We start from the raw sequence: 14,448 nt of genomic DNA, 5'->3' as shown, positions 1-14,448 counted from the left end.
GTTGCAGTATAGCCATCCTGCCCGTTTTCTGCACGGCATGGTACAGCAGGGGGCATAAATCAGTTAAGTCGGTGTGGTTCCAGCTCCATATGCAGGATGCGCGGGCCGAGCATGATGACGCGGCCCACGTACCTTTCCTCTCCGGTAGAGGTAAAATCGAACAGAAAACGCCGCCACACGCGAAGGCGCCCGGCCTCATCCCGCTTGAACCACAGTCCTCGCAGGTAGACGGCGTCGTCCAACAGCATTACATCCATTTTCTTGCAATAGTTCCTGGCTGCCTGCAGGACGAAGTCCTTGATCGCCTTGGCCCGCCACCAGTACCAGATGGCGAACCCCGCGACAAACAGCCAGAACAGCGTGCCCAGGGTCATTGGGCGGGGGCCGATGCCTTGTCACTGTCCCCGTTACCGTATTCTTCCGCAGCGGAACCGTGATGGTCACGGGCCAGCAGGATGTAGAATGCCGGCAACACGAAAATGGTGAACAGTGTGCCGATGCCGAGACCGGCGCTGATGGTCAGGCCGATGGCAAAGCGGCTTTCCGCACCCGGGCCGATGGCGATCAGCAGCGGCACCATGGCAAAGATCAGTGCCAGTGACGTCATGATGATGGGCCGTAACCGGATGGCCGCCGCTTCGATCACCGCTTCGCGCTTGTTCAGTCCCTTGTCGAGCTGCAGGGCGTTGGCGAACTCCACAATCAGGATGCCATTCTTGGACACCACGCCAATCAGGGTGATCAGGCCCACCTGGGTGTAGATATTCATGGTGGCAAATCCGAGCACAATGAACGCCATCGCGCCCGCCACGGACATGGGTACCGAGACCAGGATGATGATCGGATCGCGCCAGCTTTCGAACTGGGCGGCGAGCACCAGGTAAATCACCAACAGTGACAGGAAGAAGGTGACCATCAAGGCGCTGCCCTGATTGGCGAACTGTCGGGATTCACCGGTGTAATCGGAGGTGAAGCCCTGGGGGAATATCTCGTCCGCGGTGGATTCCATGAACGCCATGGCATCCCCCATGGTCACCCCTGGCATCACTACGCCCTGCAGTGTCAGCGAGTTCAGCTGGTTGAACTGGGTACGCTGGGACGGTTCCACTTTGTCTTCAAAACTGATGACACTGCTGAGTGGGATCAGCTCACCGTTATCAGCGCGGATGTAGTAGTCGTTGAGTGCGTCCGGACTCAGGCGGAAATCCCGCTCAACCTGCGGAATGACCTGGTAGGAGCGGCCTTCCATATTGAAGCGGTTGATGTAGCCACCACCGAGCATGCTGGACATGGCTTGCCCCACATCCTGCATCGACAGACCCAGATCGGCGACCCGGTCACGGTCGACCTTGATCTGGGTCACCGGACGATCGAAGTCAATGGATTTCTGCAGGAACATGAAGTTGCCACTGGCCATGGCCTTGCCAAGCATTTCATCGGCAACGTCGTTCAGGCGGTTGTAGTCTTCCCCGGTGGTGATCACGAACTGAAACGGCAGGCCGCCACCGGAACCTGGCAGCGATGCCGGTGGGAATACCGCCGTCTGCAAACCGGTGATTTGTTTGAGCGCACCGTCCAGCTGAGGCTGTACTTCGAACATGCTCAGATCACGGTTTTCCCAGGTTTCCATCTTGAAGCCGCCGAACACGGCATTGGGAGCCGTAATCCCCAGAATCATGAAGTCTTCGCTGTAGCCGGGAACCTGTTCCATGCGTTCCAGCGCTTCTTCCCCGTGCTCCTCAAGGTAGTCCAGGGTCGCCGTCTGGGGCGCCAGGCCCTGATAGAACAGGATGCCCTGGTCCTCGGTGGGGGCCAGTTCGCTCTGGCTCATCATCACCATGAAGTAAATCGAGGCCAATATCACGAGGGCAAAGAAAATCACGACGGACTTGGTTGCCATCAGCGAGCTCAGTGCCGCTTTATAGCTGTTGGCGAGCCCGTTGAACGAGTGCTCCACCAGTTTTTCAAAACGTCCGGGATTGCCATGGGGTTTGAGAATCTTTCCGGACAACATCGGTGACAGTGTTAGCGCGACGACGCCGGAAATCACCACAGTGCCCGCCAGAGTGAAGGCAAACTCGGTAAACAGCGAGCCGACCAGCCCACCCATAAACCCAATGGGGGCATAGACTGCCACCAGGGTGGTGGTCATGGCGATGATGGGCACGGCCATTTCCCGGGCACCGTGGATGGCGGCGTCAAACCGGGATTCCCCCTGTTCGATGTGACGATGCACGTTCTCCACCATGATAATGGCGTCGTCCACCACCAGGCCGATGGCAAGTACCATCGACAGCAGTGTCAGCAGGTTCAGGGAAAAACCCATCATCAACATGACGAAGGCGCCGCCGACCAGGGACAGTGGCACGGCAACGGAAGGCACAATTGCTGCACGGACGGAACCCAGACACAGGAACACCACAACCAGTACGATGAGGAGTGCTTCCACCAGAGTCTGGATGACTTCGTTGATGGAGCTCTCGATAAAGTCTGACGCATCGTAGGCCAGTCGAACGTCCAGGCCTGATGGCAGCTGGCGTTCAATATCCGGCAACTGGTCTTTCACCAGCTTGGCAACCGTCAGCGGGTTGGCCCCGGGAGACAGTTCAATGGCGACATAGGTGGCGGGCTGGCCCTTGTACAACGCCAATTGATCGTAAGATTCCGATCCCAGTTCAACCCTGGCGATATCCTTGAGCCGAATCAGGGAGCCATTGGATTCCTTGATCACCAGCTCCCGGAACTGGTCCAGGCTTCCCACGTCGGTATCGCTGGTCATGCTGATCTTGGTGTACTTGCCCTCGGTGTTACCCACGGCAGCCTGGTAGTTATTCTGTAACAGTACCTGGACCACTTCCTGGGGTGTCATGTCGACTGCGGACAGTCGCTCCGGGTCAAGCCAGGCGCGCAAGGCAAACTTGCGCCCCAGCAAGTTGGCCTTGCCGACGCCGGCCAGCGCCTGGAGCTTGGGCTGGACAACCCGCGTCAGGTAGTCGGTAATCTGTGGGACGCCCAGTTCATCGCCGTAGAACGCAATGTACATGAGGGCCGTTGAGTCCCCGGTGGTAGAGGAAATGACCGGGTCCTGGGCATCTGCCGGCAATACGTTGCGCTGGCTCGCCACCTTGGCCTGGATTTCCGACAGCGCCGCGTTGGCATCGTAGTTAAGCACCATCTTGGCTTCGATGGTGGAAACACCCTGGGAACTGGTGGAGGTCAGGTAGTCGATCCCACTGGCTTCGGCGATGGCCTGTTGCAGTGGGGTGGTGATAAAGCCCTTAACCAGGTCCGAGCTGGCGCCCGGATAGGCGGTGGTCACGGTAACGGTCGTGCTTTCCAGCTGGGGATACTGGCGAACTTCCATTTCCATGGCTGCCCGGGTGCCGAGCAGCAGGATCAGCAGGCTGACCACCGTCGCCAGGACGGGGCGCTGAATGAATATGTCGGTAAAACGCATTAGTCAGATGCCTCCGCCAGCTGGTCATTGCTTTCCTGTACTTCCACCCGCTGTCCGGCGCGGAGTCTCAGCAGGCCCTTGGCGACGACTTCTTCGCCCTCTTTCAGGCCATCCTCTACGGCAACACGGCCGTTGCGGACTTCGCCGGTCTGGACGGTCCGGCGGTTCACGACCAGGTTGCCATCGTCGTTCTCTTCCACTACGAAGACAAAATCGCCGTAGGTGTTATAGGAAATCGCAGTCCGGGGCACGGTGACCACGTCGCGATCCTTTGGCTGTTTGGTCAGGATCGTGGTGAACATACCGGGCCGCAGGGCATTTTCAGGATTCGCCAGCGTGGCGCGAATGCGCACGGTTCGGGTTTCCGGGTTGACCGAGGTGTTGATGGCGCTGACCTGGCCATCGAAAGTTTGCCCCGGAATCGCGGCGACCGTAGCGGTAACGTCATAACCGGTTGCGATTCTCGGAAGGTCCTTCTCCGACAGTGTGTAATCCACATAGATGGGATCCAGCATGTTGATTTCGACAATCGGCGTGCCGGTAGGGATGTACTCGCCCTGGTCGACCATGCGAAGGCCGAGGGTGCCATCGAAAGGGGCGCGAATCACTTTCTTGTTCAACTGGGCTTCCGCTTCGTTGACCCGGGCACGGGCAGCATCGACGTTGGCTTTGGCTTCATCGAACTGGGATTGTGACACCGCGCGTTTCGGGAGCAGGTCGGATATCCGCTTGAACTCCTGTTCCGCCAGTTGCGCCTCTGCACGACGGGTCCGCAGTGCGGCCTCGTCGATGGCGGCGTCCAGGCGGATCAGGATATCGCCCTTGCTGACGGTGTCGCCGGATTCAAAACCGATGCTTTCAATGACCCCTGGCACTTCGTTGGCCACTTCAATGCCATTGATGGCCTCGACGCTGCCCACGGCCTTGACGGCGGGTGTCCACTGCCCGCTCTGTGCCTTGGTGGTGGAAATCTGGGCGGGCGGTTGTGGCTGCGACAATTGCTCTTTGAGCTGACCAAACTGGTAAAACTTGTAGCCGAAAATGCCACCAAGCACTACGCCAAGGAAGATAATGACGATCAGGAAACGGGAAGCCGTGCGCATAATTCAGGTCCTGGGTATCAGTGTCCATTTGGAAATCGCCAAATGTGGCCAGTCAGGCTTGTTGGCGATTGTCCCTGTTTATCTTTAATGGGGAGAGTATGTAACTGATTCTTAACAGCGATTAATAGAATAGCATCCTATACAAAAACGGGGTGTTTTGTCACCGGTTGAATGCCAGAATACGGCCAGTGAATCGTAAGGGATTACACTATGCATTGGATATTGGGTATTGCCCTGGCGGTGGCGGTTTTTGTCGTTCTGAAGCAATGGGGATCGCTGTCACCCGAGGGAAGAAAGGCTGCTATCTGGAAAGTGCTGCTGGTAGTTGGTGGTGCTGTACTTCTCATTCTGGTGTTAACCGGACGTGTCCATGTCCTGACAGCGGTCGTGGCGGCGCTGGTTCCCTTATTACGAAAATTGCCAGTGTTGTTGAAGTTCGCGCTCTTGGTGAACCGGATATACCGCCAACAGAAACCCTCGGGCAATGACGGGACCAGCGCCGGTGGTGCCTGGTCCGGTGGTGTGGGGCAGGGGGGCGGAGTCGGGCCGATGTCCGTGCGTGAAGCCTGCGATATCCTCGGGGTGTCTCCGCAGTGTTCAGAGGATGAGGTGATCATGGCTCATCGGCGACTGATGCAGAAGCTCCATCCTGATCGCGGCGGTAATGATTACCTGGCGGCCAAGGTGAATGAAGCAAAAGCGACGTTGCTTACATCACGCAAAACGGCCGCCTGATGGGTCAGAGTATCTCTACCCGAACTTCAACGGTCTGGTTTTCCCTCTGGTCGCCGCCAACCCGATAGGTGATGCCGGAACGGTTGCCGGACTGACTGCGTCGGGTGCTGCCGAGCTCGACCCACTGCCCGGGATCCACCCGCCGAATGGTCATCAGGGCTTCGGTTTCATAGCCGGGGATATCATCCGCCGGGTCTTCCTCGAATGAGACAATATTGAGTTCAATGGTCTGGTCGGAAATAACCTGTGGGCTGACCAGGAAGCCACTGCGTGTCTCTACCTGTCCTAGGATGGCTGCGGGGTTGCGCCCACCCCGGATGGCGATGGGAACGGTTTGTACCTGTCCGGAATGGATGTGGGCTGACTGACCATCCTGTACCACCAGGGTACGTTCCTGGTTGCGGCGCGTTGTCGTGACTTTGCGCTCAACATGGGCATGGGCATGGCCGTTGTTCACGGTGATGCCGCCACCTCCGCTTTTGGCATCCAGGTTGCTGCGGGTCCGCACGGTGATCTGCATCTGTACCGGGGCGACATCCATGGTTTGCACCAGGGATCCAATTTCGTCCAACACCTCCGGCTCTCCCCGCACGATCATCTGCCGCCCCCTGGCGGTGATGGCAACCTGGCCATCCGGGTACAACTCCCTGACTTGCGCGGCCACCTGCTCCGAGGAGCGGTTGTTGAACTGGTAGGTACGAGCCTCTGTTGCCGCCAGTGCGGAGAGAGGGGGGGCGAACAGTAGTAGCCACAGGGCCATGATTGCCCCGGTCCGGTGGGAAGTCTGTTTGGTTTTTATCGCGGTCACGGTAAAAGATTCCATTAAAATCGGGTTTGCGGGTTGCAAAGCCGAAAAGCCGGGGTATATATTGAAAAGCATGAAGACTACACACGCGATCTGTCAATTGAATGTTCTGCAAGCTTTCGGTGCGAAACCGGCAGCTGCGGTCGCTGCTGTGTTTTTCTGGTGGTTTGGTTATGGCTTTTATTTTAGCCAGAGCCAGGGCCGCCCATAAGATCTTCATCGACTGAATTACGAGGAAGGCAGCCCGGCAAAACCCAGGCTGCCACCGGACTCGAAGAAGCCCCGACTGGTAGCCCACCCAGCCGGGGCTTTTTTGATTCTGACACAGGGAAACGGAAAACTGACATGAACATGCCACTGAATATCGACACCCTGAGTGAACAGGGCCGCGAGGATACGTCCACGGCGGCGAGCCGCAGGGAAGACATTCTCCCGACAGCCGCAGAGCTGAGAACGCACCTGCCAGTGACTCCCGCCATCGAACGCCAGATTCTCCGCCACCGCAGCGCTATTCGCCGGGTACTCCGTGGCGAAGACCCGCGCACTTTGATTGTGATCGGCCCCTGCTCGATTCATGACGAGGTGGCTGCTCTGGAGTACGCGGACAAGCTTAGCGGCCTGGCGGAGGCCGTCAGTGACCGTTTCCTGATTGTGATGCGGGCCTACCTGGAAAAACCCAGAACCACCGTGGGCTGGAAAGGGCTGTTGTACGACCCGGATCGTACCGGGGCCGGTAATCTCAGCGAGGGGTTGGTGCGGTCACGCCGGCTGTTGCTGAATCTGGCGGAATCCGGCCTGCCGCTGGCGACCGAGGCGCTTAGCCCCCTTGCGATGGATTACCTGGGTGACCTGATCAGTTGGAGCGCCATTGGCGCCCGCACCACGGAGTCCCAGGTTCACCGGGAGCTGGTCAGTGGTCTGCCTATGCCTGTCGGTTTCAAGAATGGCACCGATGGGGGCGTGACAGTGGCCATCAACGCGATGAAATCCGCTGCTCATTCCCATCATCTTCTGGGCGTTGCCAGCACCGGCGTCCCGGCAATGATCACCACCGAGGGCAATCCGGATACTCATCTGGTCCTGCGGGGCGGGCGGGGCATCACCAACTACGACGCCGATAGCATTGGTCTGGCGATTGAGTCGCTGTCCGGTGCCGGTGTATCCACCGCAGTGATGGTGGACTGCAGTCACGATAATGCCCGCAAGCAGGCGGATCGTCAGTTGGACATTGCCCGGGAAGTCATGGCCCAGAAGGCCGCCGGCAACGCCTGCATTCGCGGTCTGATGCTGGAAAGCTTCCTGGAGCCGGGGCGTCAGGATGACGGCGCCGATCTGAAATACGGCTGCTCCATTACCGATCCGTGTATTGGCTGGGCCCAGACGGAGGCTCTGATCCGCTCACTGTAGAAAACAGCAGTTGCCCGGCCAGGAGCAGCAATACGCCACCCATCATCCGGTCGAGCCAGTGGCCGAACCGGTTAAAGCCGCGCCTTACCCTGGGCAGGGTGAAGAATGTGGCGACGAGGGCAAACCACAGGCCGGTGGCCACGGCCATGTAGAGGCCATAGGCGGTTTGCAGTGCGATGGGCGTGTCGGGACTGATCACCACTGAAAACAGTGATACGAAGAACAGGGTAGCCTTGGGGTTCAGTGCGTTGGTCAGGAACCCCAGCCTGAACGCTGCAAATCCGGTTTGTGACGTTCGGTTGCCCGCTTCAACATGAATGCCGCCCGCCCGGGATCTCAGGCATTGCACCGCTATCCACGTCAGGTACAGCGCGCCAATCACCTTGAGAACATTAAACAACAGCAACGACTGTTGAATCAGAATGCCAATCCCCAACAGTGAATAGGTGACGTGCACCAGGATGCCGAGGCCAATGCCGGTAGCGCAGAGCAGGGCATTACGCCGACTCTGACACAACGCCTGGCGAAGCATGATCGCAAAATCGGGGCCCGGACTGGCCACCGCCAACAGGTGAACCAGCGCCACGGTTGCGAATTCGGCACCGTATGTCTGCATTCGATGTACTCCTCTGGTAAGCCGGATAGAGGTAAAAGTTTTTCTGAGTGCCGGTAAGGATATAAGCGATCGCGGAAAATATCCTGTGTGAAAGGCAACAAAATTTGCCGGCTATACTGACGAAGACCATAGTGAACGGATAGTCAGCAGGAGGCGCAGTGATGGACAGACTCACGGTAGACGTTGCGATTATCGGGGCCGGCACTGCCGGCATGGGGGCCTATCGCGCGGCACGTGGTCACACCGACAGCGTGGTGCTGATTGAGGGCGGTCAGTATGGCACTACCTGCGCCCGCGTTGGCTGCATGCCCAGCAAGCTGCTGATTGCCGCAGCGGACAGCGCCTACGGTATGACGCAGGGACCGGTTTTTGGTATTTATCCCGGCGAAGTGCGTATTGATGGCAAGGCCGTCATGGAGCGGGTGCGCCGCGAGCGTGACCGTTTTGTCGGGTTTGTCCAGGAAACCATCGACGAGATGCCGGAAGCCCACCGGCTTTGGGGGCATGCCCGGTTTGTGGATGCTCGTCGCCTGGTCGTTGATGAAACGGTTGAAGTTGTCGCGGACCGGATCGTTCTGGCGACGGGATCCCGCCCCAATATTCCGGGTTTCCTGAAAGAGGCAGAGGACCGCCTGATCGTCAACGATGACATCTTTGAGTGGGAGGAGTTGCCGGCGTCGGTTGCGGTGTTCGGGCCGGGGGTTATTGGTCTTGAGCTGGGGCAGGCGCTGAGCCGGCTGGGTGTTCGCGTGCGCATGTTCGGTGTTGGCGGCGCCGTGGGCCCGATTCACGAGAAGCGAATCCGCGATTATGCCCTGGCAACCTTCAACCGGGAATTTCCGCTGGACCCGGATGCAGACGTTAAAGCCGTGGTCCGAACCGACGATGGGGTCGCTATCACCTTCGCGGATCAGCACAAAGGCGAGGCGACTGAAACCTTTGATTACGTACTGGCAGCCACCGGGCGGAAACCGAATCTGGACCACCTGGATATCCAGAATGCCGGGTTGGAGCTGGATGAGCGCGGTGCGCCGCTGTTCAATCAGTACACCATGAGGTGTGGCGACAGTCATATCTTTATTGCCGGTGACGCCAATAACGACACCCCGCTGCTCCATGAAGCCGCGGATGAAGGCCGAATTGCCGGTGGCAATGCCGGGCGCTATCCGGATGTCCGCGCGGGATTACGGCGCACGCCGCTGGCGGTGGTGTTTACCGACCCGCAGATTGCAACGGTAGGTATGACCATTGATCAGGTGGACCAGCGTTGCCAGGGCTGTTTCGCGGTAGGCGAGGTGTCGTTCGAGGATCAGGGGCGTAGCCGGGTGATCGGCAAAAATGCCGGACTACTGAGAGTTTATGGCGAACAGGGCAGTGGCCAGTTTCTGGGAGCAGAAATGTTTGGTCCCGCCGCAGAACACATCGGCCATCTCCTGGCCTGGTGCGTGCAGAGACGGATGACGGTGAGCGAGATGCTGGACATGCCGTTCTACCACCCGGTTATTGAGGAGGGGGTGAGAACCGCACTGCGGGCTCTCAATCGCAACCTCAATATCGGCCCGGAGGTGATCACACGCTGCATGGACTGTGGCCCCGGTGGGTAGCCACTTGTTGTGCAAGCTGAGTACGGCGCGCCCAGATTTTCTCGTGAAAGAAGTAGGCAACGGTATTGATAGCCGGCTCCACCATGGCAATCAGGCTGCCGATGACGAGGTCACCGGTCAGCACAAATGCAACACTGAAGGCCACGGTAAAATGAGTGATTGCAAAGGTGATCGTTTTCATCAGCGAGTTGTCGCCCTTTGCTCCGTGGTCGTGGATAAACAGTTTGAGCGCGCTCATGTTCAACTCCGCGTAGGTGATGTTGATATGCCCATTTAAAGGGAAGTGATAATCATTTTTAAATAAATTATCTATGGGGTTTTGATAGTCGTCACCTATTAATAGTTTGTGGTTCTGATCGTATCGATAATGATAAAGTTTGGCTATCGAATGAATTGGGACTCTAAACTTCACTAATTTCAATCTTCTGGCTTATATTTGGAGTCAGATTTATTTCAGTAACTGTCAAGGAGGCATGTTATGGGTAAAAATTTCATTGGTCTGGACACGGCAAAGACCGAACAACTCGCCAACGCCCTGAACGATCTGCTGTCGAACTACCAAATCTTCTACATGAACGTTCGTGGTTATCACTGGAACATTAAAGGTGACAACTTCTTCGAGCTTCACGTGAAATTCGAAGAGCTGTACGACGATCTGCTACTGAAGATCGACGAGATCGCCGAGCGCGTGCTGACTCTCGGACATCGCCCGGCACACGCATACAGCACCTACATCGAGAAATCCGAAGTGCCTGAGCGCAAGGACGTCTCCGATGGCAAGGTGGCCATGGAGAACATTGTGGAAAGCTTCGCCAAACTGATCGGCAAGCAGCGTGAACTGCTGAGCCTCGCCGGCGATGCGGACGACGAAGGTACGGTTGCGCTGATGAGCGATTACATCTCGCAGCAGGAAAAAACGGTCTGGATGTACCGCAGCTATCTCGGTCAGTAATCAGCGTTAGGTACATTGAATTGGTGGCGGCCCCGGGCCGCCATTTTTTTTGCCGGTCCGTTGAGCCTCCGTTGGCAGCAATGGTCACTAAACCGCCATATTTGATTAACAAATAGTTAATAAACCCTCTCCATAGTGTGATCACGAAATTCAACACCGATCAAACGTGATCACTGATGGAGAACAAACGAATGAAAAAGCAATTGCTGGCTCTGGCTATCGGTTCCATGGTTGTTGCGCCCTCCGTTGCAATGGCTGACAAGGGACCGATCGTATACGGCAAGGCCAACGTGTCCTACGAAAACCAGGATAACGATGTAGAAGATGCCTGGAAGCTTCAGAGCAATGCATCGCGCCTGGGTGTCAAAGGTGACCTGGATCTTGATTTCAACCAGATCAAGGCGGTCTACAAGGCAGAATTCGAAATCTCGGTTGATGATGGTGACAAGGACGGTGAGACCTTCAGCCAGCGCAACATCTATGGCGGCTTTACCCATGACGCCATGGGCACTCTGATTGCCGGTAAATTTGATACACCGCTAAAAGTAGCTCAAGGCAAAGTCGACCAGTTCAATGACCTGCAGGGTGACATCAAGAACATCATGGCCGGTGAGAACCGCACCAGCAACATTGTGCAATACAGCACTCCCAGGTTTGCAGATGCGTTGTCCGTGAACGTGGCCCTGATTCCGGGTGAAGATCAGGACGAGGGTACAGACGAGAATGGTGTTGCCGACGCGGTCTCCAGTTCCATCGTATTTGATCAGGGCATGTTCTACGGCTCCCTTGCCTATGACTCCGAGATTGAGGATGAGCTGGTTGCTGATTCCACGATGGATGGTCGATTGAACATTCTGCGTGCCACTGGCCTGGTTCGGCTCGACATGTTCGAGCTTGGCGCCTTGTACCAGTTGGCTGAAGAGGAAGACGGTGAAGGTGAGGAAGACAGCTATCTGATTAGCGGTGCCGTGAAGTTCGACCGGGTGAAACTGAAAGCCCAGTATGGCCTGACCAAAGCGGACCTTTCAGACGAAGAGCTGACTCTTATTGGCGTTGGTGCTGATTACAGGCTTGCCAAGAAGAGCAAGGTCTACGCCTACTTCTCACAGGTAGAACAGGACATCGGAGATCAGGAAGACACCACCTTCGGTGTGGGCTTTGAACACAAGTTCTCTATGTAAGACCGAAGTGCTGAAGTAAAGAAACGCTGTATCGTGTTGGCGTCATTGTTTGCCGGGGCAATTGCCCCGGCTTTTTTGTCTCCGCTCTTAAACCGCGACATCCAGTGGCGGCACCTCCTGATGCAGGAACCACTTCTCAGTCACAACCTTGCGGGTAAACCAGTGTGAGCGCATCAGAGTGCTGGCCAGTGGTACTTTGACCCATTCCGGTAACTGCCAGCCCTGTTCCGTCTCTGATACGCGGTTGCCAAACCGTTGGGCGATGGTTTCACCATAGGCCTGCAGTGTCTGGGCTGAATAATCATCGGCATCGCGGATAACCTGGGCGGCGATCAGTGCGGATTCGATGGCCGGGCGGATACCTTCCCCGCTCTGGGTGTAAGCCAGGCCGGCGGAATCCCCGATCAATATCACGCCATCGTCCACCAGGGGGCGCTCCGCGTGGTCGTACAATAGATAGGCATGGCCTTTGAAGCGCCCGGGCAAATCTGCCGGGATACGTCCGCTGGCTTTCATTTCCTCCACAAATCGTTCCAGGTGCTCGGTGAGCTTGTGGTTGTCTTCGCGGCCCAGGCCAATATTCAGGAAATTGCCCTTGCGGAAGACCCAGGCATAACCTTTCAGGTCCCGGCAGAACCAGAGTTCCGGTGTGTCTCCCCGGGCCTCGCAAACCTCGGATTGTTCCGGCGTCATTTCAAACTCGACTTCTTTGGCGGCGACCACAGTTTCATGGCCTCCTGGGCCATCGCCCAGGAGCTTGGCAACCGGGCAGAAGTGGCCACCGGCGCCGACAATGAGTGGTGCCTCCCAGGTGTCATTGACCACCCAGTTGCCGTTTTTCCTGGTAATGGATTTGACCGGGGTGCCGAGTTCCTGTGAAGCGGTCACCCGGCTCAGCAGGTAATGGTCGAACTCGCAGCGGCGAATGCCGTAGCTGACCACGTCGCCATGATTATTCTCCACCGCTGGCTGGCCCATCATACCGATGCGGAAACGACGGATGGGTTGCAGGGTTCGCTCCTGTTCGTAGTCGGCTGTATCGATGCCAAGGCTAGCCATCACCGCCGGGGTGACCCAGCCCGCGCAGGTTTTGTCCCGTGGGAAGGTTTTTTTGTCGATGACAAGAATGCGCTTGCCGCTGTCCTGCAGTGAATGGGCCAGGGTCGACCCGGCCGGGCCGGCACCAACAATGATCAGGTCGTAGTAATCCATTAACGGGCCTCCGGAGCTGCCGGGAAAGTGTAGAGATCCTGCCGGTTCTGAGGTAACCGGTTATTGTCGCCATGGGTGAATACCACCTGAAACAGCTGTAGTGAGCCGGCACGGAAAGCAGCAATGGAACCGGCCAGGTACATACGCCAGGCGCGGGTGAAATGCTCGTCGTACATATCGGTTACCTGGTTTTCCCTTCCGGTGAAACGATCCATCCAGTGGGTCAGGGTCTGGGCGTAATGCAGGCGCAGGTTTTCCACATCCAGAACGGAAAAATCTCCGTGTTCGCAGAGGGTCATGAATTCGCCAATGCTGGGGGGGTAGGCCCCGGGAAAAATGCGTTTTTCGATCCAGGCATTCATCAGCATCGGACGGTTTCGGCCAATGCTGTGGAGCAGGGCAATGCCGTCCGGTTTCAGGGAGCGCTTGATCAGCTCCGACAGTGCCGGGTAGTTGTCCTTGCCGACGTGTTCCAGCATGCCAATGGACACAAAGGCGTCGTACTGACCCTGAATGTTTCGGTAATCGTCTTCCACATACTCAATCAGGTGATCCAGTTGCTGGCGCTCGGCCTCTTCGCGGGCATAGGCCAGCTGTTCCTTTGAAATGTTGTAGGCATGCACCTTCACACCGTAATTCCTGGCCATGTAGCGGGCGAGGCCACCCCAGCCGCAACCAGCTTCCACCACGGTCATGCCGGGCTTCAGGCGGAGCTTGCGACAGACATGTTCCAGCTTGGCCAGCTGTGCCTGCTCCAGGGTGAGATCAGGACGTTCGTAATAGGCGCAGGTATATTGCATCTCGGCCTCGTCCAGCCAAAGCCGGTAGAACTCGTTGCCGAGATCGTAGTGGTGGTGGATGTTCTCCTTGGCCTCGGAAATGCCGGTCGGCCGAGGATTATGATTGCGCCATAGCGCATCAAGCCACTTGGGCCAGCGCTGGCGGGCCTGGTGAACAGCGCGGTAAAGTGCTTCCATCAGGTCTGGCAGATCGCCCTCGACCTCAAGGCGACCGGCGCTATAGAGATCGCCAAATGCCAGATTGGGGTTGGTCACCAGGGAATACAGAGCTTTCGGATCGGTCAGACGAATGGTGAAGCGGGCTTCACCGGCCTCCGGTTCAATGACCTCGTCATTCCAAAGCCGGAGCCGGACCGGAGGTGAGCCGGCCATGCGCATCAACTTGGCGACCAGCCAGAGTTCATAGGAATGAGGTTCACGGTCAACCTGGAGCTCTTCCAGGGGGAGCTTCAGAACGTGGGCTTTCTCATCGTTCTGTTGACTGGAATCGTCCGTTTTCCGGGCAGTGCTCTGATTCATGAATTCCCGTCTCCCTTTGGTTGCCGGTTTATCACGAGGTTCGTCCGACCTCATAAA

13 protein-coding genes are annotated in these 14,448 nt (G+C 57.3%); 5 read left to right on the top strand and 8 right to left on the bottom strand.

The features are described from left to right. Positions 1–59: 59 nt before the first annotated feature. The 3 genes from ACJO3M_RS18205 to ACJO3M_RS18195 are packed head-to-tail and all read right to left on the bottom strand — an operon-like array spanning position 60 to position 4,560. Positions 60–374, bottom strand: a complete 315-nt coding sequence (locus tag ACJO3M_RS18205; RefSeq protein WP_407002800.1) for a DUF3301 domain-containing protein — start codon at positions 372–374, stop codon at positions 60–62. After that, a complete protein-coding gene (locus tag ACJO3M_RS18200) occupies positions 371–3,457 on the bottom strand; it encodes an efflux RND transporter permease subunit (RefSeq protein WP_407002799.1) in 3,087 nt (1,028 codons plus the stop codon). The genes ACJO3M_RS18205 and ACJO3M_RS18200 overlap by 4 nt, the downstream gene beginning before the upstream one ends. Beyond that, on the bottom strand, positions 3,457–4,560 hold the full coding sequence (locus ACJO3M_RS18195) for an efflux RND transporter periplasmic adaptor subunit (RefSeq protein ID WP_407002798.1): 1,104 nt from the start codon (positions 4,558–4,560) through the stop codon (positions 3,457–3,459). Before ACJO3M_RS18195 ends, ACJO3M_RS18200 begins: the two co-directional genes overlap by 1 nt. 210 nt (positions 4,561–4,770) lie before the next feature. On the opposite strand from ACJO3M_RS18195, the gene ACJO3M_RS18190 reads away from it, so the two are divergent. Further along, positions 4,771–5,295: a DnaJ domain-containing protein gene (locus tag ACJO3M_RS18190; protein WP_407002797.1), complete on the top strand. Its 525-nt coding sequence runs from the start codon at positions 4,771–4,773 to the stop codon at positions 5,293–5,295. A 4-nt stretch (positions 5,296–5,299) separates the two neighbouring features. Here the strand turns inward: ACJO3M_RS18190 and ACJO3M_RS18185 are convergent, their stop codons facing one another. Continuing rightward, the gene (locus ACJO3M_RS18185; protein WP_407002796.1) at positions 5,300–6,103 is read right to left on the bottom strand and encodes a secretin N-terminal domain-containing protein; all 804 of its coding nucleotides are present in this window, start codon (positions 6,101–6,103) and stop codon (positions 5,300–5,302) included. Between the two features lie 342 nt (positions 6,104–6,445). Here ACJO3M_RS18185 and ACJO3M_RS18180 point away from each other — a divergent pair, with 342 nt between their 5' ends. Next, entirely contained in the window at positions 6,446–7,507 is a 1,062-nt protein-coding gene (locus tag ACJO3M_RS18180; protein ID WP_407002795.1) for a 3-deoxy-7-phosphoheptulonate synthase, read from the top strand. On the opposite strand, the gene ACJO3M_RS18175 is transcribed toward ACJO3M_RS18180, so the two are convergent. After that, positions 7,452–8,123: a LysE family translocator gene (locus tag ACJO3M_RS18175; RefSeq protein ID WP_407002794.1), complete on the bottom strand. Its 672-nt coding sequence runs from the start codon at positions 8,121–8,123 to the stop codon at positions 7,452–7,454. The two genes, ACJO3M_RS18180 and ACJO3M_RS18175, sit on opposite strands and share 56 nt — an antisense overlap. A gap of 161 nt (positions 8,124–8,284) precedes the next feature. Here ACJO3M_RS18175 and ACJO3M_RS18170 point away from each other — a divergent pair, with 161 nt between their 5' ends. Beyond that, positions 8,285–9,727, top strand: coding sequence for a dihydrolipoyl dehydrogenase (locus tag ACJO3M_RS18170; RefSeq protein ID WP_407002793.1), 1,443 nt, complete (start codon positions 8,285–8,287; stop codon positions 9,725–9,727). Here the strand turns inward: ACJO3M_RS18170 and ACJO3M_RS18165 are convergent. Next, positions 9,693–9,965: a DUF2061 domain-containing protein gene (locus ACJO3M_RS18165; RefSeq protein WP_407002792.1), complete on the bottom strand. Its 273-nt coding sequence runs from the start codon at positions 9,963–9,965 to the stop codon at positions 9,693–9,695. The two genes, ACJO3M_RS18170 and ACJO3M_RS18165, sit on opposite strands and share 35 nt — an antisense overlap. A gap of 240 nt (positions 9,966–10,205) precedes the next feature. Between ACJO3M_RS18165 and ACJO3M_RS18160 the strand changes: the two genes are divergently transcribed. Continuing rightward, entirely contained in the window at positions 10,206–10,679 is a 474-nt protein-coding gene (locus ACJO3M_RS18160; protein ID WP_407002791.1) for a Dps family protein, read from the top strand. 191 nt (positions 10,680–10,870) lie between these two features. Continuing rightward, entirely contained in the window at positions 10,871–11,860 is a 990-nt protein-coding gene (locus ACJO3M_RS18155; RefSeq protein ID WP_407002790.1) for a porin, read from the top strand. A gap of 87 nt (positions 11,861–11,947) precedes the next feature. Here the strand turns inward: ACJO3M_RS18155 and ACJO3M_RS18150 are convergent, their stop codons facing one another. Both ACJO3M_RS18150 and ACJO3M_RS18145 read right to left on the bottom strand, forming a co-directional pair. Continuing rightward, positions 11,948–13,072 (bottom strand): NAD(P)/FAD-dependent oxidoreductase, encoded by a 1,125-nt coding sequence (locus ACJO3M_RS18150; RefSeq protein ID WP_407002789.1) that lies wholly within the window; start codon positions 13,070–13,072, stop codon positions 11,948–11,950. Then, the gene (locus tag ACJO3M_RS18145; protein WP_407002788.1) at positions 13,072–14,391 is read right to left on the bottom strand and encodes a class I SAM-dependent methyltransferase; all 1,320 of its coding nucleotides are present in this window, start codon (positions 14,389–14,391) and stop codon (positions 13,072–13,074) included. Before ACJO3M_RS18145 ends, ACJO3M_RS18150 begins: the two co-directional genes overlap by 1 nt. Positions 14,392–14,448 lie beyond the last annotated feature (57 nt).

It is taken from the genome of Marinobacter alkalisoli (genome assembly GCF_045449795.1).
GTDB lineage: Bacteria > Pseudomonadota > Gammaproteobacteria > Pseudomonadales > Oleiphilaceae > Marinobacter.
This window is presented reverse-complemented; position numbering and strand designations above follow the sequence as displayed.

Bases quoted from the DNA above. Each gene is read 5' to 3' on its own strand.
- ACJO3M_RS18205 (WP_407002800.1), bottom strand. From the start codon at position 374: ATGACCCTGGGCACGCTGTTCTGGCTGTTTGTCGCGGGGTTCGCCATC.
- ACJO3M_RS18200 (WP_407002799.1), bottom strand. From the start codon at position 3,457: ATGCGTTTTACCGACATATTCATTCAGCGCCCCGTCCTGGCGACGGTG.
- ACJO3M_RS18195 (WP_407002798.1), bottom strand. From the start codon at position 4,560: ATGCGCACGGCTTCCCGTTTCCTGATCGTCATTATCTTCCTTGGCGTA.
- ACJO3M_RS18190 (WP_407002797.1), top strand. From the start codon at position 4,771: ATGCATTGGATATTGGGTATTGCCCTGGCGGTGGCGGTTTTTGTCGTT.
- ACJO3M_RS18180 (WP_407002795.1), top strand. From the start codon at position 6,446: ATGAACATGCCACTGAATATCGACACCCTGAGTGAACAGGGCCGCGAG.
- ACJO3M_RS18175 (WP_407002794.1), bottom strand. From the start codon at position 8,123: ATGCAGACATACGGTGCCGAATTCGCAACCGTGGCGCTGGTTCACCTG.
- ACJO3M_RS18170 (WP_407002793.1), top strand. From the start codon at position 8,285: ATGGACAGACTCACGGTAGACGTTGCGATTATCGGGGCCGGCACTGCC.
- ACJO3M_RS18165 (WP_407002792.1), bottom strand. From the start codon at position 9,965: ATGAGCGCGCTCAAACTGTTTATCCACGACCACGGAGCAAAGGGCGAC.
- ACJO3M_RS18160 (WP_407002791.1), top strand. From the start codon at position 10,206: ATGGGTAAAAATTTCATTGGTCTGGACACGGCAAAGACCGAACAACTC.
- ACJO3M_RS18155 (WP_407002790.1), top strand. From the start codon at position 10,871: ATGAAAAAGCAATTGCTGGCTCTGGCTATCGGTTCCATGGTTGTTGCG.
- ACJO3M_RS18150 (WP_407002789.1), bottom strand. From the start codon at position 13,072: ATGGATTACTACGACCTGATCATTGTTGGTGCCGGCCCGGCCGGGTCG.
- ACJO3M_RS18145 (WP_407002788.1), bottom strand. From the start codon at position 14,391: ATGAATCAGAGCACTGCCCGGAAAACGGACGATTCCAGTCAACAGAAC.